The sequence below is a fragment of the Mycobacterium sp. B14F4 genome, from assembly GCF_039871645.1.
In the GTDB taxonomy this organism is placed as follows: domain Bacteria; phylum Actinomycetota; class Actinomycetes; order Mycobacteriales; family Mycobacteriaceae; genus Mycobacterium.
The window spans coordinates 148,395-172,793 of the sequence record NZ_JBDPMF010000009.1 but is presented as its reverse complement, the minus strand read 5'-3'; the positions used below and the strand labels follow the sequence as shown (position 1 = coordinate 172,793).

The following is a 24,399-nucleotide window of genomic DNA, read 5'->3' as shown; positions in this document are numbered from 1 at the left end:
CGAGCGATGGCCGAAGGGGTCGCTCTCGGGGCCGGTGACGTGGTGGAAACCGCGATGCTCAGCCTGTGTGCCGGTGGCCTCGTGCGCACGTGGACGGACGGCGGATCGCGGCTGTGGCGGGTCCGGGAAGCAGCGCTGTTGCACAGCCTGCAAGGCACCGGAGCGATCGGTCGAACACTGCGGGAGGAAGGGCGATTTCGTGAGGTCGGCATGTTGTGCGAAGAGCGGGGCACGCTGCTGCTTCAGTCGCGTTTTCCTGTGCAAGTCGACGGCGACGAGGTAGCGATCGAAGCGAATTTGCTGAACCTGGAACCTGCAGGCGCACCGGACTCGTCGGTGTTCGATGACGTCGAGTCGCTTCTTCGCCAAGCGGTCCGTCATACGTTGGCCCAGAACGAGTTTCTCTTGGTCGAGATGGGCGGCTGGGACGCGCCAACGGAGCCGTTCTGCCTGTTCATTGTGGTCGTCGAGGACGACTCGGCGGTCAGCGTGATCGAGACCGCGCCGGAGCCGCGCGGATCCCGGCTGTGGGAACCGCACATCGTCGCCGGCCGGGAGACCAACAGCCTCAGCGCGCCGGCGGCACCCGAGAACATCGACGCCGCGCCCATCGTGATGATGGACGCAATCGCGACGTGGGGGCTCGAGCCCTGGGATCTCGCACTGACTTTCGGTCAGCGCCCAACCGATTGAACAGGCGATGCCGTCGTCGCGCGGGCTTTGGACACGCCGAGTGTGAACCCACAGTGAAATTTCGTCGCGAAACCCGCAATTGCTTCACACTCGGCGAGCGGCCGGGGAACATGTGCGCACGCGCAACGAACCGAAGTTCTGAACCTCGCCACTTTCCCGACGGTGTTTCGCTACCTTGACCAAGGACGCTGCGTCGTGAATCCATCTCAGTGGGGGTATGGCAGTGACAGAGCAGTTCTTGGAGCCCGTCCCGACCAAAGCCGAACTCGCCATCTCGAAGGGATGGGTCCAGGGTGTCGCCCTGGTCATGGTCTTCGGCTTCCTGATCATGGGAATGCTGGCCGCCAGAACCTACGCGGACTCCATGCCGCTGCCCCAGCGCGTGGTGGGCCCGGACGGCCAGACGCTCTACACCGAACAGCAGATCACCGCAGGCCAGCAGATCTTCCTGCGCCGCGGACTGCAGCAGTACGGCTCGGTGATGGGCCACGGCGGCTACCTCGGCCCGGACTACACCGCGGAGTACCTCCGGTTGTCCGCCGATCACGTCGGCCAGGAACTGCGCGACTCGGGCGCACAGGACCCGACCGCCGCCGTCGTCGAGATGATGCGGACCAACCGCTACGACGAAGAAACCGGGACCCTGCAGTTCACCGCCGAGCAGGTCAGCGCCTTCGAGAAGATCCGCGCCTACTACGCCGACTTCTTCGGCACCGACTCGACCGAGCACGGGCTGATCCCGCAGGTCATCACCGACCCGCAGGAAATCAACGACCTCACCGCGTTTTTCAGCTGGACCGCCTGGGCCAGCGCGGCCGAGCGCGCGGGGCACTCCTACTCCTACACCAACAACTGGCCACCCGAAGAGCGCGTCGACAACAAGCCGACCGCCGACATCCTGGTCTGGTCGGCGATGTCGCTGATCGCGCTGCTCGCCGGGCTCGGCGCGCTGTTCGCCCTCTACGGCCGGTGGAGCCGCAAGATCGGCTGGCACGCAACCGAAACGCCGTCGCTGGCGTTCCGCCAACCCGGCAAGGTCGCCATCACGCCGTCGCAGAAGGCCACGGCCTGGTTCTTCCTCGTCGTCGCCGTGCTCTTCCTCGCCCAGGCGGTGCTCGGCGGCGCCATCGAGCACTACCGCGCCGAGCTGAGCAACTTCTTCGGCTTCGACCTGGCGCAGGTCCTGCCGTTCAACCTGGCGCGGACCTGGCACGTGCAGCTGTCGTTGCTGTGGACCGCGGCCTCCTTCCTCGCCGCGGGTATCTTCCTCGCCCCGATCATCTCCGGGCGCGAACCCCGTCGGCAGTCGTGGCTGACCTACGGGCTGCTCGGCGCGTTGTTCATCGTCGTCGCCGGAACGCTGACCGGCACGGCGTTGAGCACCTTCGGCGTCGACTGGGCCAAGGGCTCGATCTTCTTCGACCAGCAGTGGGAATACCTTGACCTGCCGCGGTTCTGGCAGATCCTGCTCGTGATCGGGCTGTTCCTGTGGATGGCGATCATCTTCCGCTCGATCCGGTCCCGGCTGAAGACCGAGAGCAAGCTGAACATGCCGTGGCTGTTCTTCTACGCCGGCCTGGCCATCCCCGCCTTCTACGCCGTCGGCATGCTCGCCGGCACCCAGACGCACCTGACCGTCGCCGAGTTCTGGCGCTTCTGGGTGGTGCACCTGTGGGTCGAGGACTTCCTCGAGCTGTTCACCACCGTCATGGTCGCCTACATCTTCGTGATGCTGGGCGTGGTGCGCCGCAAGATCGCGATCCAGCTGATCTTCCTCGACGTCATCCTCTACTCGGCCGGCGGCGTGATCGGCACGATGCACCATCTGTACTTCTCCGGCACACCGGTGGAGCACATGGCGCTGGGCGCCTTCTTCTCCGCCATGGAGGTCATCCCGCTGACCTTCCTCACCGTCGAGGCGTGGACGTTCCTGCAACTGGGTTCCCGGCAGCAGTCGCGCAGCAGCGCACCGTTCCCGCACCGGTGGGCGGTGATGTTCCTCGTCGCGGTCGGCTTCTGGAACTTCGTCGGCGCAGGCATTTTCGGCTTCCTGATCAACCTGCCGATCGTGTCCTACTACCAGATCGGCACCGCGCTGACCGCCAACCACGCGCACGGCGCCATGATGGGCGTCTACGGGATGCTCGCCGTCGGACTTGCGTTGTTCGCGCTTCGCTACATCATTCCGCCGCAACGCTGGCCCGAGAAGCTGGCCAAGCTGTCGTTCTGGTCGCTCAACATCGGTCTGGCGTGGATGGTCTTCGCGACCCTGCTGCCGCTGGGTGTCCTGCAGCTGTGGCATTCGGTCAACGACGGCTACTACGAGGCGCGGACGTTGGGCTACATCGCCCAGCCCGGCAATGTCGTGCTGGAGTGGCTGCGGATGCCCGGCGACTTCCTGTTCATCCTCGGCGGGGTGCTGCCGTTCGTCTGGATCGCCTGGCTGGGAGTGCGTTACGGGATCAAGGCGACGACGCACCGGCTGCCCGCCGAGACGCTGTTCGTCGAGGAGCACCCCGAGGCCGAAGAGGACCGCACCGGACTGGCGGTGCCGGGACGCAGCCGCTACGCCTCGGACCGGCGAGCGGTGCTCGACGAGGGTGACGTCGGGGACAGCCCATGATCGCGGGCATCGGCGTCGCCGCCTGGTTGACGATCGGGTACGCCGCCGTGCTGGTGGCGATCGCGTACGGCATCGACACGTTCGCCCGGCGCGCCGCGGCCAAGGTTGAGCGACACCGCTCGGGTGCCTTCGTCTACCACGAGGACCACGACGCCTGGCTGTGCCCGCAGGATCAGTGGTTGTGGCCCAAGTCTTTTGACCCCGACAACCGGGTGATGCGCTACCGGGGCAGCCCGTCGATCTGCAACGCGTGCCCGGTCAAGCAGACGTGCACCACCTCGAACGACGGCCGTGAGGTGAGCCGGGCGATCGACACCTGGCCCGCCTCGGAAGCGGCACGCTTCCACCGCGGAATCGCCTGTGCGGTCAGTGCGATCGCCGTCATCTGGCCGCTGGCCATGGCGCTGGCGGCCGACACCGCGGCGGAGGCGCTCCTGCTGATCGGGTGTGCTCTCGGGGTCGGCGTGGTGTCGCTGCCGCTGTGGTCGCACCTGCGCCGCACCCCTGCGGTGCCGGCCGGCGTGGTGTTCCAGACGCTCGAGGACAACATCGAGGATCGAAAGCGGTTGGCCGAGGCGGAGATCCGCCGCCGCACCTCGTACGCGTCCGACCGGCGGGAGGTGCGCTGATGGGTGCCTGGGTCGTCGTCGTCGTCTTCCTCGCCGTCCTGCTCGTGGCGCTGGCGATCGGTTCCCTGCGCATCGTCAAGGAGTACGAGCGCGGGGTGGCCTTCCGCCTCGGCCGGCTGCGCGGACCGCTGGGGCCCGGCATCGTCGTCGTGCTGCCCGGCGTCGACAAGCTCGTGCGCGTTGACCTGCGCACCGTCACGCTGACGATCCCGCCGCAGGAGGTGATCACCCGCGACAACGTGACCGCCCGCGTCAACGCCGTCGTGCTGTTCCGGGTGACCGATCCCACCAAATCGGTGATGGCCGTGGAGAACTTCGCCGTGGCCACGTCTCAGATCGCCCAGACCACGCTGCGCTCGGTGGTCGGCCGTGCGGATCTCGACACCCTGCTGGCCCACCGCGCCGACCTCAACGAGGACCTGGCCGCCTCGATCGCCAAACAGACCGAGCCGTGGGGGATCGTCGTCGAGGTCGTCGAGATCAAGGACGTCGAGATCCCCGAGATGATGCAGCGCGCGATGGCCCGCGAGGCAGAGGCCGAACGGGAACGACGCGCGAAGGTGATCAGCGCGCACGGCGAGCTGCAGGCGTCGGCGGAACTGCGCGACGCCGCGATCACGCTCAGCGAGAGCCCCGCGTCGCTGCAGTTGCGCTACCTGCAGACGCTGCTCGAACTCGGCGCCGACCAGAATTCCACGGTCGTCTTCCCGATCCCGATGGACATCGTCCGTCCGTTCCTCGACAGCGGGCAGAACCGGACCGACGACAGCGGCGGTTCCAACGACGCCGTCCCCCGCATCAGAAGGGTGAGATCCGATGAGCAGCACCGCACCTGATCCCGCGACCGTCGATGAGGCCGGCGCCGAGGATGCCCCGGAGGTCGGCCGCCCCGTCGTCCTCGAGCCCACCCCGCCGGGGACGTGGCGGGCGCTGCTGGGGACGGCGGTCGCCGTGCTGGGGCCGCTGTTCGGCTTCCTGGTCGGCGGTGCGTTCGGGGCCGGGACGACGGGCGACTCGATGGACCCGATGTTCTTGTCACTGTTCATCGGCATCGTGATCGGCGGCGTCGGGGTGCTCGTCGCGCTCTCCGGCGGCGCCCGGCTGTGGCGGCACTTCCACCGTCAGGATGCGATCGAGCCCTGACGTTCACCACCGCCGATTCCAGATCATCGCGGACGCGCCGAGTGGGAATCCACAGCGAAAATTGTTGGCAGAATTCGCAATAGCCTCACGCTCGGCGATCCTGGGCGGGCGAGCGACAGCTGAGTGGAGCGGCGTCCGTTCACCACCGCGCAGCGACATTGCCACCGATCTGATCGGCGATCCGCACCGCCGAGTCGCCGGGGTCAGCACTGCAGGTGTTGATGTCGATGACGACGTTGTTCCTGAGTGCCAGCGCGCGTCCGCACGCCCACCCGGGAGCACTCGCATCCTGCAGCGTCGCAACGGTACTCAGCGTGTCATCGGCGTTCGAGATCTGACCGACTGTCCACTGAGTCCCGCTCTGCGTGTGGGCGTACTCGCGGCAGGCCGGCCACTGCCCGGCGGAGGCGTCGAAGAACGCGCGGGCTTTCCTCACGGTGGGGAACAGCACCACGGCCTGCTTGAGATAGTGCCGAAAGGCGTTGCCGTCGTTGAGGCTCTGATCGTGTTCGGCCCGGTAACCGCTGTCGGCGTAGACCGGGGCCTCCGCCGCGCCGTCGACCGCCAGGCACTCCCGAGGTGCCATGGTGGCGCTGTTGTCCGACATCGAGGTCTGGGTACTCGTGACCGTCATCCCGGCCGCGCCCATCGCGGCGTCCACTTGTTCGGGGTTGAGCAGCAACTCCGTCAGCTCACGCTCGACAAGAGGGCGCGGAATCATCGTGGGGGTGGCGGGCAGCTTGGCGTCGCCTCGTGAGGTGGCGCAACCGGCGATCAGGACGCAGATCATCGCCGCCGCAAGCGCTGCCGTTGGTTGGCGCATTGGCTCGTCCTTCCCGCCTGCCCGTGAAGAAAATGGTGCGGGAAGTCAGCCGACAGTTATGCGACGTCTGACGGTGTTTCTGATAACGATGAACGGCGCTTCTTGATAACGATTCGCACATCGATGGGCAGGCGTGGTCACGTCGGCTGGGTGACGACGCGCCGCGTCGCCTCCGAACCGCGTCGAATCACTCGGGGACGAGCTGGTCGGTGTCGGCGAACACCAGATCACCGGTGTCCAGCCTCACCGCCCACCGCCGGGCCGGGTCAGCGAAATGCTGACTGCCGATATCGACCGCCTGAGGCTGCATCTCGCCGAAGTCCTCGACGACGACGCCTCGGCTCTCAGCGTCGCTGTCGGGATACACGCGGACGCGCATATCCACCGCCAACGGTCTGTCGGTCTCGCCCTTGTCGCTACGGCCACCTTTGAACACTGTCCGCCCCTTGCCTGCCGTCATCGAGTTCCGCGCCGCTAGGCCGCGTCCAGCGAGCACGCCTCGACTTCCTTGATTCCCTGCCGTAGGTGCTCGGCCAGATACCACTGCTCGCTGCTCTGAGCGTCCTGCAACGCCTGATCGACCGCCCGCTTCGCCTCGGTGAGGTGTCCGCGCCGTTCCTCCCCGACGGTGGCAAGGGCATCCAGCACCGCGGCCACCGCATCCTGGCAAGATCCGGCAAACGCGCTCATGTCCCTGATCGACATGCTCGCTCCCTTCGACGAGGTGGACGCCGACCCACGTAAGAAATTCGTAGCCAAGGCATTCCCAAACTGACGGCGCCGTAAACCCGCACCCGCGCCGTGGGCTAAGACGGGGTGCCGGCCAGCCGTCGCGCAACCTCGCCGTATCGCTCGAACCGCTCGAGATCGGCAAGCGCGTTGTAGAGCACGATGCGGGTCGCGACGCCGCCGTACTTCGAGCGCAACGAGTCGGCGAGCCCGTCCCACGTCGACTCGGTCGCGAACGTTGCGATGTGGTCGTCGCTGATCTGCGCCGCCATGCCCTTGTAGTCGCCGGCCTTCTGGTTCTCCCGGATTCTTGCCGTCGTTCCCTCGAACCCCGCCTCGTCCCAGATGAACGCGTAGTTCGGTGTGCTGCCGTAGAAGCTCATGCTGGCGCGCACCAGTTCTCGCTCGTTGTGCCGTTCCTCGTCGGTGTCACCCACGATCGTCATGACGGGCACGATCACCGCGAGGTGTTCGGTCGAGCGGCCCGACTTCTCGGCTCCCTCAGCCAGATTCGGCAGCACATGGCGGGCGATGTAGCCCGGCTCGCCGAGCGGATGCACATGGATCCCGTCGGCCACCTCGCCGGCCATCCGCAGCATCCACGGATTCACCGCGGCGATGTCGACCTTCGGGTCCGGCGCGTCGATCGGCCCGGCACTCCACTGCGGCGTGATGAAGTCCATGTCGTAGAAGTCGCCGTGATGGTCGAGGCGCCCGGTGCGGAACGCTGTGAAGCACGCCTTCACCGCTTGCACGTAGTCGCGCAGCCGCGGGCCCGGACGCTCGAACTCCATCCCGTAGCGCCGCACCACATGCGTGCGCACCTGCGTGCCCAGGCCGAGCCGGAACTTGCCGCCCGTCGCCTCCTGTAACTCCCACGCCGTCGCCGCCGTCACGAACGGGCTGCGCGGAAACGCGACCGCGACGCCCGTCGACAACTCCAGTCCCGGCGCCGCCTGCGCCGCCACCGCCGCGTTGAGGTACGCGGTCCGGCCGGTTTCGGTGAACAACAGTCCCGAGAATCCGGCCGCCTGCGTCCGTCGGGCCAGTTCACCGATCTCTTGCAGCGGCTGGGGAGTGGTCATCACGTCGACGTGCACGGCTCGCACAGTACGTCGGTTCGACGGCGTGCGGACACGAGGCGTCGGATTGCGTTTGAAATCGACAGGAAGCGGGTAGCTCACCGTCGTTTTCACTGTCGTCACGGGAGGGAGTGCAGTGATGATCAAGAAACTAGGGGCGTCTGTATGCGCCGCCGCGATTGCGATCGGCATGACGGTCGGCACGGCCGGTCCGGCCTCGGCGGTCGAGAACATCAAGCCGTTCGGTGAGCAGGAGAGGCTGATCGACCCGGCCACCGGCGGTCCGATGATCGGCTACACGGTCACAGACCTCCGCCCGAGTTCCGACCCCGTGCCCCACAGCGGTCAGTTGTACGAAGCGACCCTGACCGTCGATGCGTTCGGGAGTTGGGCGACTCCGATGATTCCGATGTTCAACGCTCGCGCCGAGAACTCGGCCCTGTATCGGGTCGTCGGCAACGCGGGTCCCGGACCCGTGCCGCCGGGCGGCAGCTCGACCGGCAAGCTGTACTTCGATGTCTTGGGCGACGTGCCCAACAGCGTCGTCTACAACGACGGCACTCGCGACATCCTCGCCTGGATCCCCGGCCCGCCACAGGAAGGCACGCGGCCCTAGCGCCGGCGCCTGCGCCGCTAGCTGATGTTGAGGAACGGGCTCTCGCGTCCCGCGCGAACTGCACGACGTTGACCGACGGGTTTCCGTCCGGGTAGAACTGCGCGACCGTCAGCCCCATCAGCACTAGCCGCCGCAGGATCGGCCGCATCGTCCCGTTGTCGTCGAGCCCGTACCCGAGGATCACGATCGCGGGCTTCGAGAAGTCCTTCGCCGCGACCGGCTGCGCGTGGGCGACCGGTGGCGACCCCTCGCTCGCCACCACCGCCACCGCCAGCACCATCGCGCCGACAACTGCTCGCCATCCGCGTCGCATGCGACCCCCGGGTCCGAGACTGCTGAGGTCGATGTTGCTGCCGATGACATCGCGGCCGATGCGCCGTCTGTTACGCGACCGTCGATTCCGGCGGACGGCTCTCTGAGCGGGCGACGCTTTGTGCTGTTTGCTGTCGACGGACCGGTTGGGGGCGAATTTCGCCGAGTTCCGCACCGTCTCCGACCGCTGTTGCGGACTGTTTTGTCTGTTCAGCGGGATAGAATGGACAACAGATCGACATGTGTAGGGGGTTGAACTGTCCGGATCCGTCACCCGTTGGCCTGTTTGCGGAAGGTGTCACGAGGTGGCGCACTTCTCGTGGATGGGCGGTCCCCACGACTGCGAACAACGGTTCGACGACCTTCAAAGGTTGCAGGTGATCTTGCCCGAACCGCCGACGCGCTACTTCTGCGGAAACGCCTACAGAAGCCGACTGAATCAGCTCATCGTCATCGACGACGTAGAACTGATTCATCTCGAGAGGTTCTTCGAACGGGTCCGGGACGACGACGAAGCCGTCGCGCTTCGAGTGTTCGTCAGAGCCGGCACCCTGCAGTTCTTCGGAACCCCTGGGATGTTCAGCGCAGAAGTCGGCTATTCAGAGGACGACTGAACTACTCGGCCATGGGTTCGCTAAGCCACCCGGCTCACACCTGCCGCCGACTCGCCGATTGTCGCAGCGCTGTCGCCAATCATCGTGTGCAGCAGCGCCTTCTGCTCCCGCTCACCCCGTACCGCCGCGCGATCCACTCCACCGCGGCGCGCCAATGCCGCCGCGCTGCGCAGGATGTTCACCGGCAGCTTTACCAGCGGATACCACGGCGGCACGTATGCCGGCAGGCCCAGTGACCGCATCGTCCGCGGCCCCAGGAATCCACTCGTCAGCGACAAGTGCTGCGCCCGCGCCAGCCGACGACGCAGCCCCGGAAGCCTCGGATAGTTCCACTGCAGCGGGTCGTCGACCATCGGCATCGCCAGCTGCCTCGTCGACTCGTCGGGCTCCGACAGCGCCGCCACCGTGTGGTACAGCACCCGGATCCCGTCGCGGAAGTCGCGTGGCAGCCACTCGTCCTCCACGCCGATCAGCCAACCGACATACCGCGTCAGGTGTGCGATCGCGTCATACTCCCTCGGCGACAACACAAGTCCCATCCCCAGCCCGCCCGCCGGGGGAGCGATCAGCGCGCCCACCAACGTCGCGGCCATGTCGGTCTGGTTGACCGGCACACCCCACTGGTCGCCCTGCCAGTCGGGCATTGCGGCGACATGCCGACGCACGAACGCGTGGATCAGCCGGACCCGGATCGTCGACCGGTAGCCGACACCCAGCGGGGCCATGCCGTCCTCGGAGATGACGTCCATCGCCCACTGCATCGTCTCGGCGAACCGCTTGTTCGAGCCCTTCTCCAGTGCGCCCGTCCGAATCAGGGTCTTGTTGAACCCGGAGAACTGATAGCCGCCCAGCAGCGACACGTCACGCGCGATGTACATGCCGTCGGCCCCGCCCCGACGCATTGCCCGCTGTCCCACCCACAGTAGGTCCCAGTCGACCCACTCCGGCACTGTCTCGATCCGAGCGAAGAAGGCGCGCAACGGTTCCGGTGCATCGGGAACGCTGGCGATACCTGACGTCAGCGCGCGGTCGAACAGCGGCCGCGTCTGCTCCATGCCGGTCGATGACATCCACTCGACGAGGCGGTCCATCGGCTCGTCGCCGACGTTGAGGTTCGACCCGAGCTTCTGCCACCGCTCGGCGGTGGGAGCTTCGACGCCCAACAGCGTCGCGAACAACCGGACGGCCGCCGGTACGGGGCCTGGCGCGGACGGGTGACGCGCCGGAACGGGCTGATTCATCAAGCCTCTCCCTTGAGCACTTCTGATAACAACCGTTGTCCAAAGCTAACCTGCAGGTAGGGTCGTGTCAATGAAGCGCGCGGAGGTGGTGCGTGACTACGGCGGCGTGAGCGCGGATGACCGTCGCACCGGACGCCGCCAGAAGCTGCTCGCCGCCGCGCGCCAGATCTGGGGAACTTCGGGCATCACCGACGTGACGGTGCGCGGCGTCTGCGGCGCCGCCGGCCTGACCACGCGCTACTTCTACGAGCAATTCCCCAATCGCGAGGCGATGGTGTTCGCCGTCGCCGACGAGGTCCGCGACGAACTGCTGGAGGCGCTAGTCAACGCGGGTGTCGGTGACCCCGGTACGCTCACCGACAAGCTGCGCTCGGCGCTGACGGCATTCCTGGAGATCATCGCCGCCGACCCGCACATCCACCGCATCGCGACCGGCGACGTCAGCACCGTGCCGGGCCTGGCCGAACACCGCGCCGGCATTCTCGACCTCATCGCCGCGCTGATCGTCGAGCTCGCGCCCGAGGTCCTCGGCGCCGAGACGCCGAGCCCCGACGTGCTGCGTCGCGGCGCACTGTTCATGGTCGGCGGCGCCAACTACCTCATCGAAACCTGGCTCACCGAGCCGAAGGAGACTCCCGCCGAACTCGCGGCGATCGCCGCGGACCTCTGCGTCGCCGTGGTCAAGGGCCTGGGTACCGCCTGATCAGTAGGCGCCGTCAAGCGTCGAGCTTCATGAACATGTCGCCGGAGCCGCCACACGAGGCACATGCGTGAGCATCGGGCACTTCGAGCACCCGCCCCACCCGCGACTCCACGCCGGCCATGGGCCGACTCTAAGTCGACGGTCCGACACGCTCCGCCAGCCAGGTGAAGTACTCCTCGGCGGTGAACACCGGCTTGCCGTATTCCTGCGCCTTGCGGGCCTTACCCGACTGCGTGCCCGCCTCGGCGGTCACCAGCACCTCGCAGCGCGTCTTGGTCACCGACCGCACCGGCGCCAGGCCCGCCGACGCGGCGAGCCGCTCCATCTCCTCGCGTTCCACGATCCGTCCCGTTTCGTCGGAAGCGGTTCCGGTGAAACAGATCCGCGCACCCGGCACCAACGCCGAGCCGATGTCGTGACGGGCCACCGTGGCCGCCCCGCTCACTACGTCGACCCCGAGCAGCGCGGACGCTTCGTGCAGGCGCGCCAGGACGTCATCCGGCAAGAGCGTTCGTGCGGCCGCCGCGCGCAGCTGGTCGGCCACCGACTGCCGGGCGGCCGCGTCCCACGACGAGTCGAGGTCCCGGTGCACCTTCGCGCCCAGCAGCACCGCGCCGACGTCGCGGCTGATTCGCAGCAGCGCCGACAACCCGGGCAGATGCTCGGCTGCCGGAGTGGGAACCGACGGGTCGCGGCTGACCAGAAGGCCCGAAACCGATTCCGCCGCTTCGGGTTCCTCGAACGCCGAGGAGCCGTGCTCGGTGTCGGCCGACGCATGCGCCGCCAGCGCCGATCGCGCCCGCTCCAGCGCCGTGCGCCCCGCCACCCGCGCTCCGCGCAGTTCGATGCCCAACGGCATCACCGCCACATGCCCGAGCCGCTTGAGTTCGAAGTCGATCAGCCCCAGCGTCTCGTCCACCGACACTCCGACGGGTGTGCAGCCCGCCAGCATGGGCGCGATCACCGCCCACGCCTCCAGCAGCGTCGGTGCCAGCAACACGTCGGACACGCTGATGCCGTAGGCGTTTCGTGCGTCGGCGAGATCGCGCTGCGGGTTGATCAGCGTCGAGACCGCGGTGCCGTCGTCGAACGCCACCGCGAGCTCCACCGGCCGCGGTCGCGACATGCGTCCCTCCTCGCCGACGGTGAGCATGCCGATCGCGCAGTACTTGCGCGCCGCCGAGCCGCCGACGGAGCTGCGCAGGAAGCGGGCGATCCGCCGGTCGGTCTTCAGATCCTTCGGCAGCACAGGTCGTTTGAGCACCAGTCCGGCCAACGAGGTGCACCGGCTCAACGCGACATAGAGCTGGCCCGTCGAGAACATGCCGCCGGTGAGATCGACGACCACCCGTTCGAGCGTCTGCCCCTGGCTCTTGTGGATGGTGATCGCCCACGCCAGCTTGAACGGCAGCTGCGTGAAGGTGCCGATGACCTCGCGACGCAAAGACCCACCGTCGACGACGGGGCGGGTGGCCTCCCAGGTGAACGGTGTGATGTCCGCGCATGATCCGTCGGCGAACTCCACGTCCACGACGACGCCGTAGCGGTCGTAGCCCACTCCGACGACGCGTCCGATCGAGCCGTTGACCCACCGGTCGCCCTGGTCGTTGTTGAGCATCATCACCTGCGCGCCGACCTTGAAGCGCAGCTCGTCCTCGATCGGCTTGTCGAACAGCGACAGGTCGCCGGACTCCTTGGCGCGGTGGGTCATCTCGTCGCCCTCGAGCCGCTCGAGGTGTTGGCGGTTGCGGGCGGTCACCAGCCGGTTGGTCGGCGCCAGCGTCAACCAGAACTCGTCGTCGGGCGGTACGAAGTCCTTGTCGGCGCGGGCGTTGAGCTGTTCCTGAGCGTGACCCAGCAATATACCTTCACGAATCTCGTTGAGGATGGCCGTCATTCGGTCGTCGCCGAGCTGACGGAAGACCGTGGTCAGCGAGACGGTGGGGAAGTCGTCGCGGTCGAAGGCTCGGGCCGAGAAGAAGTACGGCGTCTGGTAGACCGTCGAGAAGTAGGCTTCTTCGCCGTCGCCGACCACCGGCGGCAGCTGGTACAGGTCGCCGACCAACACGATCTGCACCCCGCCGAACGGTGTGCCCGGCGCGGGACCGAACCGCTCCAGCGCGGTGGCCACCATGTCGAAGACGTCGGCGCGGATCATGGAGGCCTCGTCGATGATCAAGGTCTGCAACGACGCCAACGTCTTGGCGAAGCGCCCCGGCCGGTATTCGCCGCCGGCGACGTCGGCCAGTGTCGTCTTCGTGCGGAACCCGAAGAGTCGGTGGATGGTGTAGCCGTCGACGTTGAGCGCGGCGATCCCGGTCGGCGCGACCACCACCACGTCACGGTCGGTGCCAGCCATGAACTGTCGGATCAGCGTCGACTTGCCGGTGCCGGCCTTACCGGTGAGAAACAGGTGCCCGCCGCCCGCCAGGAGCGCCAACGCCTCGCGGAATTCGTCGGTGAGGATGAGATCCCCGCTCACGGCTGCACAGTACCCGGCCCCGACTCGTCCTTGTGCTGCCGCGGTTCGGCTGCCTAAGCTTCGTCCATGGAACTACTACGCCACGTAGTTGTACTGCTCCACATCGTCGGGTTCGCGGTCACGTTCGGTGCCTGGGTCGCCGAGGCTGCGGCGAGCCGGTTCCGCTTCACCCGCACGATGGATTACGGCCTGCTGCTGTCTCTGCTCACGGGTCTGGCGCTGGCGGCGCCCTGGCCGGCGGGCATCGAACTCAACTACCCGAAGATCGGCATCAAGCTGGTCATCCTTGTCGTGCTCGGCGCGGTGCTGGGTATGGGCAGCGCCCGCCAGAAGCGCAGCGGCAATGCCGTGCCGCGCGCACTGTTCTGGTCGGTCGGCGTGCTGTCCTTCGCGGCAGCGGCGATCGCCGTGCTCTGGTGAGTTCCGGTCACACCACCGCCATCGCTTCGCGCTCCATCACCTCGGCCGCGGCCCGCTCGCCGGAGCGCACCGCGCCGTCGATGAACCCGTACATCACCGCCGAGGTCTCGGTCCCGGCCCAGTGGATGCGACCACACGGTTCGCGCAGGGCAGGGCCGAATTCGGTGAGCACTCCCGGCGGGGTGTGGGCGATCATGCCGCCACCGGAGTAGCGCTCGAGAGCCCAGTTCTGCTCGACGTAGTCCAGAGGCGAAACCGCTTTGGCGCCAAATCGTTCCGCGACGGCGCTCAGTACCCCGCTCCTGCGCTCGTCGTCGCCGAGCCGGCCCATCCGGCGCGCGACAGGCCCCTCGGTGATGACGGTCAGCATCCCGGGAGTCCCGGTGTCCGTGCACGAGTCGATGGTGAGGTTCGCGGCCGACCCCGGCGCGAACGACTGGCCAGACAGCCCGTCGGCCCGCCAGAACGGTTCGTCGTACACCAGCGCGATCTTGTACACCGCACCGCTCGGCATCCGCTGGTGCAGGAACGAGCGATCAACGGGAAGCATTGGCTCGAAAGCGATCTGGCTGGCGATCGAGATCGGCACGGCGACGATGACCCGGCGCGCGTTGACCACCATGTCATCGGACCGCACGATCACCCCGTCGGCGTTCTGAGCGATGCTGCGCACCGGTTGGGACAGGTGCAGGACGTCACCGAGGTCAGCCGCGACCGCCCGGTGGATGGCGCCCATGCCGCCGACGGGCCGCGCATCCTCGGCGGCGTCCTTGACGCCCAGCACGAAGCCGGGCCCGCCCGCGGATGCCATCTGGTAGAGCACGAACAGCAGCGAGATCTCCGACGCCGCCGACGTGTACAGCCCGGCGACGGAGCTGTCCAGCAGCTCCCGGGCGGGCCTGGACAGCGTGTGCCTGTCCAGCCACGCGGCCCAGCTGAGCCGGTCCCACTTCTGCGCCTTGGGCGCGGTCCACGGGGCGTCCAGCGGAATCGACTTGCACATCTGCGTCAGCTCGAGGAATACCGCGCCGATGTTGGCGACCGCCCACGGGCTCATCGACAACGGGATGGTCCCCGTGTACCGGTACTTCTTGCCGTCGACGAACATCATTGCGTCGCCGTCGGTGTACTGCTTGTAGCTCGGCACGCCGAACTCCTTCATGAGCCCGTAGATGGCGTCCTGGCCGGGCCCGACCCACGCACCGCCGCGGTCGATCCACACTCCGTCGGTCCGGACCTCGGTGAAGGTGCGACCGCCCACGCGGTCGCGCGCCTCCAGCAGCGCCACCGCGTTGCCCGCCTGTTTCAACCGCAGCGCCGCGGTCAACCCGGCGAAGCCCGCCCCCACCACGCAATAGTCGACGTCTGCCATGGCAGCCCCCTCAGCTCACTTTGCGCGGGGCCGGACGGCCGGGCGCAAAGCCTCGACGCGCCCCCCAGCAGGCGCGAGGCATCTACAGCCAACTCATGGGTGACGCGCCTGTCAATAAACGGATGCGGTGGGAAAGGCCTCCCGAGGCGGGCTAGGCCGAGCGTTGCCGGTTGAACTCCGCCGTGAACGCGTCGGCAAGCCCTTCGGCCCGACGGTGATACTCCTCGGCGTCAAGCCCGCTGTCGCCCAGGACATGTCGAGACGCCAACCGGGCCAGCGCGTCGGCGCCCTCATTTGAGTGGCTCACCGCGATGCGCCTTAACCCACACCGGGGTGATCCTGTCGCGCTCGGCATGAATCATCCACTGCGCCTTGACCAGTCCGGGCGTCTTACCGTCTGTCCGGTAGGTGGTGTAGCCCTCCGGCAGCACGTCCTCGCCGGCCATCCACCGCTGCACCATCGCGATGGCCAGCCTGCTGTCGCTCAACACGGTGATGTCGCGGCCGCGCAGCTTCTCCACGGCCGTCGCGATCGCGCGTAACTCCGCGACCAGCACCACGTTCGGGACGATCTGTTTTCTGGAGTGCCGAAACCCCAACAACCCGAACTCGCCTGACGACGCCAGCCAGGCATAGCCGGTCACCTTGCCGCGCACCGAGCCGTCCGTCGCCACCCACACCGGGCCGGTCGGAGGAGCCGGGGCAGTGGTGCGCAGGGCCTCGCGCGCCGTGGCCACCAGCGCTTCGTCGGAGAGCCGCGGCCTCTCCACGCACACCCCGGGGATCAGAAGCGCGATCTCGTCGCGCAGCGCCCACAACGTGCTGCGCTGTGGCATCTGCGCCAGGAACCGGATCCGCTCGATGTCGGACTCGTTGCGGACCAGCCGGATCACGTCGAGGATCGCCGTCTCGATGGACTCCGCCTCGACCGTTCCCGTCCACTGGTGCTCGTGCGAGCACGCCGCATAGCGGAACCTCTTGCCGCGCTGACACGCGAACACGACGGCGACCGACATGATCGGGCGTGGCCGGACCGCCACGATGTCGATCCGCGGCGGCCGGGCCGCCGGTTTCGGCGGTGCCGTCGATTGTTCGGTCGGTGCGGTGCACATGCCCGGCACTGTATGTGCCGCCACCGACAACTCTGGGCGCGAGGCCGACGCGACGGGACTACTAGACCCTCCGTCGCTGCAGCCACGCCATGACCGCCGAGAACGCCACCAGCGCCGTCGCGACGACAGCGACCGCCGTGAGCGTCGCGCTGCCCCGCTGGGCGGCGCCGATCGCGATGGCAACCAGCGCCCAGAGTGCGCCCGCGACATAACCCAGCGACCCGCGCAGCATCGTCGCAAGTCCCAAGACGAATGCAGCGGCCGCCACCAGGACCACGAACTGCCACCACACCACGGATGCCGATACGCCGCTATTGATCAGTGCCGCCGCGACATTCGCGAACACCGCGACACTGCTCCACCCCAAGTAGAGCCCGAACGACACCGTGGCCAACACCGCGACCCATGACGGGCAGGTCATATCGTGGCGGCGCCGCACCAGCAGCCGCATGATGTGCACCAACGCCCACACCATCACGGCGAACACCACGACGCTGACCCACAGCCAGTCCTGCCCGGCCACCATCAGCCAGACGCTGAACCCGACGAACACCACGCTGGCGTCGACGAGCACGCTCGTCTCCCACCAGGCACCCAGCCCGTACCGCAGCACGGCCACCGCCGTGACCGCACTCAACATGGTGATCAGACCCCAAAGGCTGAAGGCGTAGCCGGCCGGCGTGATGAGTGCCTCGTTCGTCGCGCCCGGTTCCAAGAAGTTCCCGGCGACGGCGTTCGCGACGAACGGCGCGGCAAGTTGGCTGAGCGCCAGCACCGCAGCGACCCACCGCCACGCGGTCACCCGCGGCGCATTACGCCGGGGTGCGGAGCTCGTCGCGTTCGCCAATTCGTCTCCTCTATGCGCCCCGCTACCTGGTATTCGGAGCGAGTCAACCTGTGGATGGATACCCATCCGTCATGGGTCTTGCACAGTTGACGCATAGCGAGCGCGGGCACTGTGGACCTCGTGCATGAACACGATCTGGGCTTGGCTCACGACCTCGAGGTGCTCTCGCGGCGGCGTGTCTTCCAGTTGGCCGTAGTCGCCGGCGCCTCGGCGTTGGTGGCCGGGTGTGCGGGCAAGTCGACCACAGGCGCATCGGCGGCGACGACGTCCGCCGCCTGCGTCGCCGCGGCGCCGGCCGAGACCGCGGGGCCGTATCCCGGCGAAGGGTCGAACGGGCCGAACCTCCTCGTCGAGTCCGGCGTCGTCCGCAGCGACATCCGGTCGAGTTTCGGCTCCTATTCCGGCGTGGCCGAGGGTGTTCCGACTCGCATCGACCTCACGCTGGTCGACCTGGCTCGCGATTGCGCCGCGGGTGAGGGCATGGCGGTGTACATCTGGCACTGCGATCGGGCGGGCAACTACTCGCTCTACAGCCAGGACGCAGCCGACCAGAATTACCTGCGCGGTGTACAGGTCGCCGACCAACAGGGCCGGCTGTCGTTCACGTCCGTCTTCCCGGCCTGCTATGACGGCCGCTGGCCGCACATCCACTTCGAGGTGTTCGACGCGCTCGAGTCGGCCGTCGCCGGCGAGAACGCGCGGCTGACGTCGCAGATCGCGCTGCCTGAGGAGCCATGCACGGAGGTGTTCGCTCACGACCCGGGATATGCGACCAGCGTGCGCAACCTGTCTCGGGTTTCGTTGGCTTCCGACAACGTCTTCGGCGACGGCTGGGACGCCGAACTCGCCACGGTCACCGGTGATCCGAGTGCCGGGATGACCGTCGCTCTGACGATAGGCGTCGGCGAGAAGTCGGCAAGCCCCGCCGGGCCACCAGGGCACCTGCATCATTCAGTCATTCCCTCCGCCGGCGTGCCACGATAAAGCCATGACCGACGACTTGGCCGGCGAACGCCAGTTCAACGAAGGCAATATCGATGAGTTCCGCCGCAACGGTGGCAAGGTCGGCGGCCAGTTCGAAGGCTTCCCGCTCCTGCTGCTCACCTCAACCGGCGCCAGGAGCGGGGAACGACGCGTCAACCCTGTCGCGTACTTCGACATCGACGGCAAGACCTACGTCGTCGGGTCCGCCGCCGGCCGCGAGAAGAGCCCGGGCTGGGTGTTCAACCTCCGCGCCAAGCCGGCCGCCTCCGTCGAGATCGGGTCGGACCCGCCCAAGCCGGTCGTCGCTCGCGAGCTCACCCGCACCGAACGCGACCGCATCTACGCCATCGTCGTCGAGCGCGCGCCCGGCTTCGGGGAGTATCAGAAGCGCACCGACCGCGTCATCCCGATCTTCGAACTGGCCGACGCCTGATCGCTACGAGCTCGGCGAGCCGGGCGGCTCGGCCATCGCCACGCCACTGCGCCGCGCGCACTGGGCACGCGCGGTCCGCACGATTGCGCCGGCCGCAACGTAGGCCGGGGTTTCGTGGTGGCGGGACTCGATCGGCAGCGCGGCGGCGTGCCGGAGCACCATCATCGCCAGGACTGGTGTGGTGTGGTTGGGCACCACCAGCAGATTCGCCCGCGACTGACTGCCGATCATGGTGATGATGCGCTGCGGGCGGTCCATGTATCCCGGTATGGCCGCCACCCCGCGCCGAGTGAGCATGTTGAGGTCGGGCATCGCGTCGGACGACGACCAGTTCACGCGAATGTCGATGATCTGGCCCAATGATTCGCGTAGAGCATCGATGAACTCGGCCAGCTCCGCCCCGATGGACCCGGTACGTGGCCACCACGCCCCATCGAGGTCGTCGCCGGACGCCGCAGCCAACGCGAGCCGGATGGGGCTCGCGCTGCGCCGCTGAGCGGTGCCATTCACGGCGTTCGACCCTCGATCACAGAAGCGGTCGAAATCCACTCAGCAACAATGGCTTTCACGCCCCAGCACGGGTGATTCATCGAAGCTTCCTTCGTGTCGAGCTGATTCCGGCAAGCGTGCGTAATCGATCTGCGAATCGGATCGCACGTTGATCATGCTCGGCCTGGCGAGGGTCGGGATGGCATCGACAAACGAGGCGGTTCACCCCGACACTACACCGCAACGGCTTCAGGCCGAGCGCGTTGGGCGGATCCTCGTCATCGCGGTGCGCCACAGAATTCTCGGTGCATGAATGCGTTTTCCGGGCGGCGGTTTCGGCCTCGGCCCGCATGCCGGCGGACAGCGCCATGGCCGTTCGCGCCGTTGGGCTTAGCCGTTTGATGGCGTAGGCTGGGGACATCGGCGGCTTGCTGCACGCGACCATTCGAGATTGTGTCGTCGCCGGTTCACCATCGAGCCGCTGGACGGCTCAGACGGGATCGTCCTCATGGCACCACAGGAAAGTCGTGCCGGTTCCGGCCAACGCCACGAAGGTCCGGATAACACCCCTCGCCTGCGGTTGAAACGCAAGGCGCCGACGAGTGGTTTCGTCGATGGAGCGTGGTGGCCGCACAGCGGTGACCTGGTGAAGGAACTTCCCGACCTGCTCACCGTGCTGTCAGTGCGGCTGGGCGGCGTCACCCGCGTCGCATACCGGTTGGAGGAGTGGGCCGCGGCGCCGCGGAAATTCTCGGTGGACGGCCGAGTCGTGCGACTCGACGGATACCATCGCCAGCCGGCCAACACGATCGAGATCTTGAACGGCAACGGAGGCAGAACCATTTTGTTGGTCGTGCCCCCCGGCACCGAAGCCGACCATGCGCACACCATCGCGATGGCCGCCGCGTCGACGGACAACGCGTCGACGGTGGACTCACTTCTCTCGACAGGCGCGTGATTACGAAGTCACCGCTGTGGGCGGGCCCAGTGGGGGCAATGCTCATGATCACGGTGGATGTTAGTGGTTGACCGGTTGTCCGTCGCCGATGCGACAGCACTGCACACCCAGACCCCGACGACGCCCGCGCACACCGTTGTGGTGCTCGTCCTCGAGGCCTCGGATCAGCTCAGCCATCAGCGGCTTCAGCAGTTCGTGGCATCGTCTTTGTCGCACCTCGCCCGCCTCCGCAGTCGATTGGTCGGCAAGCCGATGGGCGTGGGCCAACCTGTCTGGGTCGAGATCGACGGATACGACGCATCTCGTCAGATCCACACCGCAACCGTGGCAACGCCTGGAGGCTCCGGTGAGCTCGCCGACTTGGTGACGAAACTCGTTGACGGAGTTGCCGACTGGCGGAGATCGCCGTGGGAGGCATGGAGCATCGACGGTCTGGCAGCCGGTCGGTGGGCGGTGGTGGTGAAGATGTCGCCGGTGCTCTGCGAGGACGGTCACGGCGTCGCGGCCCTGTGGCAGCGACTGGTCACATCCGAGAAGCACCCCGAACGCACCTCACCGCCCGAGCACGGCCCCGGACCGGCTCCATCACTGGTCGCGCTCGTCACCGACACGGTGACCGAGACGATCGAGAACCAGATCACCGGCGTGTGGATGGTGGCCGAAGCCGCGACGACCGCGTTACTGACGATGCGCCGTCGGTTGAGCAACGCCGACGAATCTCCGGTTGCCCCTTCGCCGATCCGCGGGGCCGTACCGAAACTTGCATTCAACGCACCGCTGACGCGACGACGGTCGACGGCGTTCGCGTCGATACGGCTCGCCGATGTGACGACGATCGGCGATGCGTTCGGCGGAAGCACCGCCAACGTCGTTCTCGCCGCGTGCACGCTGGCACTGCGCTCTTGGCTGCTGCGTTACGACGCAGCCCCCCCCGATCCGTTGCTGTTGGTCGTCCCGCTGTCGCTGCCGGCAGGTGACGCGGCGCACCCTGGACGTCCGTCGAACACAGCACACATTGAGGCGCCAGTTCACCTCGACGACCCGGTGCAGGTGCTCAGCGAGCTGCACACCGTCACCGAGCGGCTCGCGTTCGCCAACAGGTATGGCAATGAGATCACCGCTCCGCCGGTCGATTTCGCGACAGTGATCTCGCTTCTACCGCCCTGGATGACACGCCGGGCGACGCAGATGTCCAGCGGCCTCGGTCTGACGCGCTTGCGTGCGCCGAATCGCCACGGCGCTGTTTCGTTCACCGGCCAGCCGTCCGGGCGCGCTTACTGTGCCGGGTCCGAGGTTCTCGGCATGTACGTCATCGAGCCGCTCGTCGAGGGGTGCGGACTGAACATCGGCGTGACGACCCACGGCGATGCGATGGATGTGTGCATCTCTGTCTGTCCGGACAACGTGCCTGACGTCGAGCAGATCTCGAGCGGCATCGGCGACGCCGTCGCGGTGCTGCTCGCTGCGGCTGCGCAGTCACCCCGGGGCCAAGGTCGTTCGGTGGTGACGGAGATGACGTCCCACATCAGCAAGCGATCGTGAGGCGTCGCGCACCGGGAATGTGACGTGGACCGCCGCGGTTGCCTACAGCATGCCGACGATGACTAGTGACGAACGCGAGAAGTACCTGTCCGACGTGCACGTGGGCGTTATCGCCGTCGAACGACCTGGCCGCGCGCCCCTGAGCGTCCCCATCTGGTACGACTACCAGCCCGGTGGTGAGGTGCTGCTGTGGACGGAGTCCGGATCACTCAAGCACCGGCTGATCAGCGAGGCCGGCCGGTTCGCGATCACCGTGCAGGACGAGCAGCCGCCGTACAAGTACGTCACCGCCGAGGGCGACGTCACCAGCATCGGTTCCGCCACCGATACCGAGGTTCGCCAGGTCGCCGTCCGCTACCTCGGCGAGGAGGCAGGCAATCAGTTCACCGACGAGAACCTCACGCCGACATCCGTCGTGATCCGGATGCGGCCTGTCCGCTGGCTCAGTACGGACTACTCGAAGGAGTAGCCGCGACGCGCTCGATGTGTTGCGGGCGTGCGCAAAGTGCCGGAATGGCGAACCGCGGGGCGGTTTCGCCGACGACGCCCCTGCTGCTGTAGGCTGACCATCAACGTTGGCGTCGAAGTCCGACACCGACACGTCGTGGAACGCTTCTCGTTCTTCTCGAGCAACAAGTCTTCTTGCGGCGATCGATATTGCCCACCGGCAATCTCGCCACCTTGTGCCTGCTCGGCTGTGTCTCTCGTCACACCCGCACGGCACTACCCGATGCCCGAAAGGCACTGCACACGTGAATAAGACCTTCGCCGATCTCGGCGTGAGCGAACCGCTGATCAAGGCGCTCGCCGCGCGGGAGATCCTCGCCCCGTTCCCGATTCAGGAGCGAACGCTGCCCGACAGCCTCGCCGGCCGAGATGTGTTGGGCCGCGGCAAGACCGGCAGCGGTAAGACGCTGGCCTTTGCACTCCCACTCGTCGCGCGACTGGCGGGCGGGGCGCGGCAGAAGCGCCCCACCGGCCTGGTGCTGGCGCCCACCCGCGAACTGGCATCTCAGATCGCCGCCGTTCTCGCACCGCTGGCCGCCGCCCATGGCCTCAAGATCACGACGATCTTCGGCGGGGTTCCGCAGAGCCGTCAAGAGAATGCGCTGCGCACCGGTGTCGACATCATCGTGGCCTGCCCCGGCCGGCTGGACGACCTGATGAAGCAGCGGATCGTCAGCCTCGACACGATCGCCGTCACCGTGATCGACGAAGCCGACCACATGGCCGACCTCGGCTTCCTGCCGGTCGTCACCCGGATCCTGGCGGCGACGCCGTCGAGCGGTCAGCGGCTGCTGTTCTCCGCCACCCTCGACAACGGGGTGGACAAGCTGGTCAAGCGTTTCCTGCGGAACCCGGTGACGCACGCCGTCGACGAAGTCGAGACGCCGGTGCCCGACATGACGCATCACGTCTTTCACGTCGACGGGGCCAAGTCGAAAAAGGAGCTGGTGCGCCAGCTTGCCTCTGGTCGCTCCCGTCGGATCCTGTTCACCCGCACCAAACATCAGGCCCGCAAGCTCGCCCGCGAGCTCACCGACTCCGGTGTCCCGTCAGTCGACCTGCACGGCAACCTTTCTCAGCCCGCACGCGACCGCAACCTGGCGGCGTTCACCGCCGGTGAGGCGCGCGTGCTGGTGGCCACCGACATCGCCGCGCGCGGTGTGCACGTCGACGGCGTGGAACTCGTTGTGCACGTGGACCCGCCGGCCGAGCACAAGGCCTATCTGCACCGCTCCGGTCGGACCGCCCGGGCGGGCAACGCCGGTGACGTCGTCACCGTCGTGCTGCCCGAGCAGCGGCGGGAGACGCAGACGTTGATGCGCCGCGCCGGGCTCAACGTCAAGGGTCAGCCGGTCGCAGCCGACTCACCTGCGGTCACCGTGTTGGTCGGTGAGGTCGCCGCGTACCAGGCTCCGGCGCCCAAGCCGCAGACGGCACCGAAGCCGGCGCAGACCGCTGGGTCGCGTCGTCGTCGGCCCGCCAATCGCCAGCGAAACAGCAACGGCGGCAACGGTAACGCGCGCCGGGGATCGCACCGGACGGGCGCCCGCGTCTAGACGACGGCACTCTCCGCGTGCTGGGCACGGGCTGTCCGCACGATCGACTCGGCAGCGCGGAACGTGTCCGTGTGCTGATGCGTCGCCAGGACAGGAAGATCCGCGGCGCACCGCAGCACCAGGACGGCCAGGCCTTTGGTGGTGTCCGACGGCACGATCAGAAGGTGGGCGTGTGCCCGGCTCCCGGTGACGGTCATGACGCGGTGCGGCCGCGCCTCCTGACCGGGTAGCAGCACTGTCCCGCTGCGACCGAACTGGTCGAGGTTCGGCACGCCCTGTAAGGCGGTCCAGTTGATGCTGATGTCGACGATCTCACCCAGTGGCTCGTGCAGCCTTTCGATCAGCGCGGGGAGTTCCCGTGCCATCGAAGCCGTGTACGGCCACCAGGCGCCGCCGATGTTGTCGTCGATCTGTGGTGCCAACGTCAGCCGGATGGGATCGGTCAACCGCTCGTCCTCACGTCGAAGGCCGGCCGGCCGCAGAAGTGCA

27 protein-coding genes are annotated in these 24,399 nt (G+C 67.4%); 15 read left to right on the top strand and 12 right to left on the bottom strand.

The window, feature by feature from the left end; translation table 11 throughout:
* The first annotated feature begins 6 nt into the window (after positions 1-6).
* The 5 genes from ABGB19_RS22495 to ABGB19_RS22475 all read left to right on the top strand — a co-directional run bounded on the left by ABGB19_RS22495 (position 7) and on the right by ABGB19_RS22475 (position 5,088).
* Complete coding sequence (locus ABGB19_RS22495; RefSeq protein WP_347688205.1) at positions 7-693, top strand: hypothetical protein; 687 nt, start codon at positions 7-9, stop codon at positions 691-693.
* Between the two features lie 217 nt (positions 694-910).
* On the top strand, positions 911-3,316 hold the full coding sequence (locus tag ABGB19_RS22490) for a cbb3-type cytochrome c oxidase subunit I (RefSeq protein ID WP_347688204.1): 2,406 nt from the start codon (positions 911-913) through the stop codon (positions 3,314-3,316).
* Positions 3,313-3,945: a hypothetical protein gene (locus ABGB19_RS22485; protein ID WP_347688203.1), complete on the top strand. Its 633-nt coding sequence runs from the start codon at positions 3,313-3,315 to the stop codon at positions 3,943-3,945. Before ABGB19_RS22490 ends, ABGB19_RS22485 begins: the two co-directional genes overlap by 4 nt.
* Positions 3,945-4,781 carry a slipin family protein gene (locus tag ABGB19_RS22480; RefSeq protein ID WP_347688202.1) on the top strand — a complete coding sequence of 279 codons (837 nt, stop codon included), beginning with the start codon at positions 3,945-3,947 and terminating at the stop codon, positions 4,779-4,781. The genes ABGB19_RS22485 and ABGB19_RS22480 overlap by 1 nt, the downstream gene beginning before the upstream one ends.
* Positions 4,762-5,088: a hypothetical protein gene (locus ABGB19_RS22475; RefSeq protein ID WP_347688201.1), complete on the top strand. Its 327-nt coding sequence runs from the start codon at positions 4,762-4,764 to the stop codon at positions 5,086-5,088. The genes ABGB19_RS22480 and ABGB19_RS22475 overlap by 20 nt, the downstream gene beginning before the upstream one ends.
* 139 nt (positions 5,089-5,227) lie before the next feature.
* On the opposite strand, the gene ABGB19_RS22470 is transcribed toward ABGB19_RS22475, so the two are convergent.
* The 4 genes from ABGB19_RS22470 to ABGB19_RS22455 all read right to left on the bottom strand — a co-directional run bounded on the left by ABGB19_RS22470 (position 5,228) and on the right by ABGB19_RS22455 (position 7,740).
* A complete protein-coding gene (locus ABGB19_RS22470) occupies positions 5,228-5,911 on the bottom strand; it encodes a sensor domain-containing protein (protein ID WP_347688200.1) in 684 nt (227 codons plus the stop codon).
* A 187-nt stretch (positions 5,912-6,098) separates the two neighbouring features.
* A complete protein-coding gene (locus ABGB19_RS22465) occupies positions 6,099-6,347 on the bottom strand; it encodes a hypothetical protein (RefSeq protein ID WP_347688199.1) in 249 nt (82 codons plus the stop codon).
* A gap of 38 nt (positions 6,348-6,385) precedes the next feature.
* A complete protein-coding gene (locus ABGB19_RS22460) occupies positions 6,386-6,616 on the bottom strand; it encodes a hypothetical protein (protein ID WP_347688198.1) in 231 nt (76 codons plus the stop codon).
* A gap of 101 nt (positions 6,617-6,717) precedes the next feature.
* Positions 6,718-7,740: a TIGR03617 family F420-dependent LLM class oxidoreductase gene (locus tag ABGB19_RS22455; protein WP_347688197.1), complete on the bottom strand. Its 1,023-nt coding sequence runs from the start codon at positions 7,738-7,740 to the stop codon at positions 6,718-6,720.
* Positions 7,741-7,861: 121 nt separating this feature from the next.
* Here ABGB19_RS22455 and ABGB19_RS22450 point away from each other — a divergent pair, with 121 nt between their 5' ends.
* On the top strand, positions 7,862-8,338 hold the full coding sequence (locus tag ABGB19_RS22450) for a DUF1942 domain-containing protein (RefSeq protein WP_347688196.1): 477 nt from the start codon (positions 7,862-7,864) through the stop codon (positions 8,336-8,338).
* Between the two features lie 617 nt (positions 8,339-8,955).
* A complete protein-coding gene (locus ABGB19_RS22445; RefSeq protein WP_347688195.1) occupies positions 8,956-9,264 on the top strand; it encodes a hypothetical protein in 309 nt (102 codons plus the stop codon).
* A gap of 20 nt (positions 9,265-9,284) precedes the next feature.
* On the opposite strand, the gene ABGB19_RS22440 is transcribed toward ABGB19_RS22445, so the two are convergent.
* Entirely contained in the window at positions 9,285-10,505 is a 1,221-nt protein-coding gene (locus ABGB19_RS22440; RefSeq protein ID WP_347688194.1) for an oxygenase MpaB family protein, read from the bottom strand.
* 70 nt (positions 10,506-10,575) lie between these two features.
* On the opposite strand from ABGB19_RS22440, the gene ABGB19_RS22435 reads away from it, so the two are divergent.
* Positions 10,576-11,208, top strand: coding sequence for a TetR/AcrR family transcriptional regulator (locus tag ABGB19_RS22435; RefSeq protein ID WP_347688193.1), 633 nt, complete (start codon positions 10,576-10,578; stop codon positions 11,206-11,208).
* A 130-nt stretch (positions 11,209-11,338) separates the two neighbouring features.
* On the opposite strand, the gene ABGB19_RS22430 is transcribed toward ABGB19_RS22435, so the two are convergent.
* Positions 11,339-13,690 (bottom strand): AAA family ATPase, encoded by a 2,352-nt coding sequence (locus ABGB19_RS22430; RefSeq protein ID WP_347688192.1) that lies wholly within the window; start codon positions 13,688-13,690, stop codon positions 11,339-11,341.
* 66 nt (positions 13,691-13,756) lie between these two features.
* Between ABGB19_RS22430 and ABGB19_RS22425 the strand changes: the two genes are divergently transcribed.
* Complete coding sequence (locus ABGB19_RS22425) at positions 13,757-14,110, top strand: Fe-S protein (protein ID WP_347688191.1); 354 nt, start codon at positions 13,757-13,759, stop codon at positions 14,108-14,110.
* A gap of 7 nt (positions 14,111-14,117) precedes the next feature.
* On the opposite strand, the gene ABGB19_RS22420 is transcribed toward ABGB19_RS22425, so the two are convergent.
* From ABGB19_RS22420 to ABGB19_RS22405, 4 genes are all read right to left on the bottom strand, one after another.
* Entirely contained in the window at positions 14,118-15,482 is a 1,365-nt protein-coding gene (locus ABGB19_RS22420; protein ID WP_347688190.1) for an FAD-dependent oxidoreductase, read from the bottom strand.
* Between the two features lie 151 nt (positions 15,483-15,633).
* Positions 15,634-15,789 (bottom strand): hypothetical protein, encoded by a 156-nt coding sequence (locus ABGB19_RS22415; protein ID WP_347688189.1) that lies wholly within the window; start codon positions 15,787-15,789, stop codon positions 15,634-15,636.
* Positions 15,773-16,594, bottom strand: coding sequence for an RNase H family protein (locus ABGB19_RS22410; protein WP_347688188.1), 822 nt, complete (start codon positions 16,592-16,594; stop codon positions 15,773-15,775). The genes ABGB19_RS22415 and ABGB19_RS22410 overlap by 17 nt, the downstream gene beginning before the upstream one ends.
* 61 nt (positions 16,595-16,655) lie before the next feature.
* Positions 16,656-17,396 (bottom strand): hypothetical protein, encoded by a 741-nt coding sequence (locus tag ABGB19_RS22405; RefSeq protein WP_347688187.1) that lies wholly within the window; start codon positions 17,394-17,396, stop codon positions 16,656-16,658.
* Between the two features lie 165 nt (positions 17,397-17,561).
* Here ABGB19_RS22405 and ABGB19_RS22400 point away from each other — a divergent pair, with 165 nt between their 5' ends.
* Together ABGB19_RS22400 and ABGB19_RS22395 are read left to right on the top strand one after the other, a co-directional pair.
* On the top strand, positions 17,562-18,425 hold the full coding sequence (locus tag ABGB19_RS22400) for a dioxygenase (RefSeq protein WP_347688186.1): 864 nt from the start codon (positions 17,562-17,564) through the stop codon (positions 18,423-18,425).
* Between the two features lie 4 nt (positions 18,426-18,429).
* Positions 18,430-18,858, top strand: a complete 429-nt coding sequence (locus ABGB19_RS22395; protein WP_347688185.1) for a nitroreductase family deazaflavin-dependent oxidoreductase — start codon at positions 18,430-18,432, stop codon at positions 18,856-18,858.
* A gap of 3 nt (positions 18,859-18,861) precedes the next feature.
* On the opposite strand, the gene ABGB19_RS22390 is transcribed toward ABGB19_RS22395, so the two are convergent.
* Positions 18,862-19,368: a DUF5994 family protein gene (locus ABGB19_RS22390; protein ID WP_347688184.1), complete on the bottom strand. Its 507-nt coding sequence runs from the start codon at positions 19,366-19,368 to the stop codon at positions 18,862-18,864.
* 487 nt (positions 19,369-19,855) lie between these two features.
* Here ABGB19_RS22390 and ABGB19_RS22385 point away from each other — a divergent pair, with 487 nt between their 5' ends.
* The 4 genes from ABGB19_RS22385 to ABGB19_RS22370 all read left to right on the top strand — a co-directional run bounded on the left by ABGB19_RS22385 (position 19,856) and on the right by ABGB19_RS22370 (position 23,910).
* Positions 19,856-20,305: a DUF5994 family protein gene (locus ABGB19_RS22385; protein ID WP_347688183.1), complete on the top strand. Its 450-nt coding sequence runs from the start codon at positions 19,856-19,858 to the stop codon at positions 20,303-20,305.
* A 57-nt stretch (positions 20,306-20,362) separates the two neighbouring features.
* Positions 20,363-21,847 carry a wax ester/triacylglycerol synthase domain-containing protein gene (locus ABGB19_RS22380; RefSeq protein ID WP_347688182.1) on the top strand — a complete coding sequence of 495 codons (1,485 nt, stop codon included), beginning with the start codon at positions 20,363-20,365 and terminating at the stop codon, positions 21,845-21,847.
* Positions 21,848-21,896: 49 nt separating this feature from the next.
* Positions 21,897-22,316, top strand: coding sequence for a pyridoxamine 5'-phosphate oxidase family protein (locus ABGB19_RS22375; RefSeq protein WP_347688181.1), 420 nt, complete (start codon positions 21,897-21,899; stop codon positions 22,314-22,316).
* Between the two features lie 283 nt (positions 22,317-22,599).
* Positions 22,600-23,910, top strand: coding sequence for a DEAD/DEAH box helicase (locus tag ABGB19_RS22370; protein ID WP_347688180.1), 1,311 nt, complete (start codon positions 22,600-22,602; stop codon positions 23,908-23,910).
* On the opposite strand, the gene ABGB19_RS22365 is transcribed toward ABGB19_RS22370, so the two are convergent.
* Positions 23,907-24,356, bottom strand: a complete 450-nt coding sequence (locus ABGB19_RS22365) for a DUF5994 family protein (RefSeq protein WP_347688179.1) — start codon at positions 24,354-24,356, stop codon at positions 23,907-23,909. The genes ABGB19_RS22370 and ABGB19_RS22365 overlap by 4 nt on opposite strands.
* Positions 24,357-24,399: the final 43 nt, after the last annotated feature.

Coding starts and splice junctions, on each gene's coding strand:
- ABGB19_RS22495 (WP_347688205.1), top strand. CDS start 7: ATGGCCGAAGGGGTCGCTCTCGGGGCCGGTGACGTGGTGGAAACCGCG.
- ABGB19_RS22490 (WP_347688204.1), top strand. CDS start 911: ATGGCAGTGACAGAGCAGTTCTTGGAGCCCGTCCCGACCAAAGCCGAA.
- ABGB19_RS22485 (WP_347688203.1), top strand. CDS start 3,313: ATGATCGCGGGCATCGGCGTCGCCGCCTGGTTGACGATCGGGTACGCC.
- ABGB19_RS22480 (WP_347688202.1), top strand. CDS start 3,945: ATGGGTGCCTGGGTCGTCGTCGTCGTCTTCCTCGCCGTCCTGCTCGTG.
- ABGB19_RS22475 (WP_347688201.1), top strand. CDS start 4,762: ATGAGCAGCACCGCACCTGATCCCGCGACCGTCGATGAGGCCGGCGCC.
- ABGB19_RS22470 (WP_347688200.1), bottom strand. CDS start 5,911: ATGCGCCAACCAACGGCAGCGCTTGCGGCGGCGATGATCTGCGTCCTG.
- ABGB19_RS22460 (WP_347688198.1), bottom strand. CDS start 6,616: ATGTCGATCAGGGACATGAGCGCGTTTGCCGGATCTTGCCAGGATGCG.
- ABGB19_RS22450 (WP_347688196.1), top strand. CDS start 7,862: ATGATCAAGAAACTAGGGGCGTCTGTATGCGCCGCCGCGATTGCGATC.
- ABGB19_RS22440 (WP_347688194.1), bottom strand. CDS start 10,505: ATGAATCAGCCCGTTCCGGCGCGTCACCCGTCCGCGCCAGGCCCCGTA.
- ABGB19_RS22435 (WP_347688193.1), top strand. CDS start 10,576: ATGAAGCGCGCGGAGGTGGTGCGTGACTACGGCGGCGTGAGCGCGGAT.
- ABGB19_RS22425 (WP_347688191.1), top strand. CDS start 13,757: ATGGAACTACTACGCCACGTAGTTGTACTGCTCCACATCGTCGGGTTC.
- ABGB19_RS22420 (WP_347688190.1), bottom strand. CDS start 15,482: ATGGCAGACGTCGACTATTGCGTGGTGGGGGCGGGCTTCGCCGGGTTG.
- ABGB19_RS22410 (WP_347688188.1), bottom strand. CDS start 16,594: ATGTGCACCGCACCGACCGAACAATCGACGGCACCGCCGAAACCGGCG.
- ABGB19_RS22395 (WP_347688185.1), top strand. CDS start 18,430: ATGACCGACGACTTGGCCGGCGAACGCCAGTTCAACGAAGGCAATATC.
- ABGB19_RS22385 (WP_347688183.1), top strand. CDS start 19,856: ATGGCACCACAGGAAAGTCGTGCCGGTTCCGGCCAACGCCACGAAGGT.
- ABGB19_RS22380 (WP_347688182.1), top strand. CDS start 20,363: ATGTTAGTGGTTGACCGGTTGTCCGTCGCCGATGCGACAGCACTGCAC.
- ABGB19_RS22375 (WP_347688181.1), top strand. CDS start 21,897: ATGCCGACGATGACTAGTGACGAACGCGAGAAGTACCTGTCCGACGTG.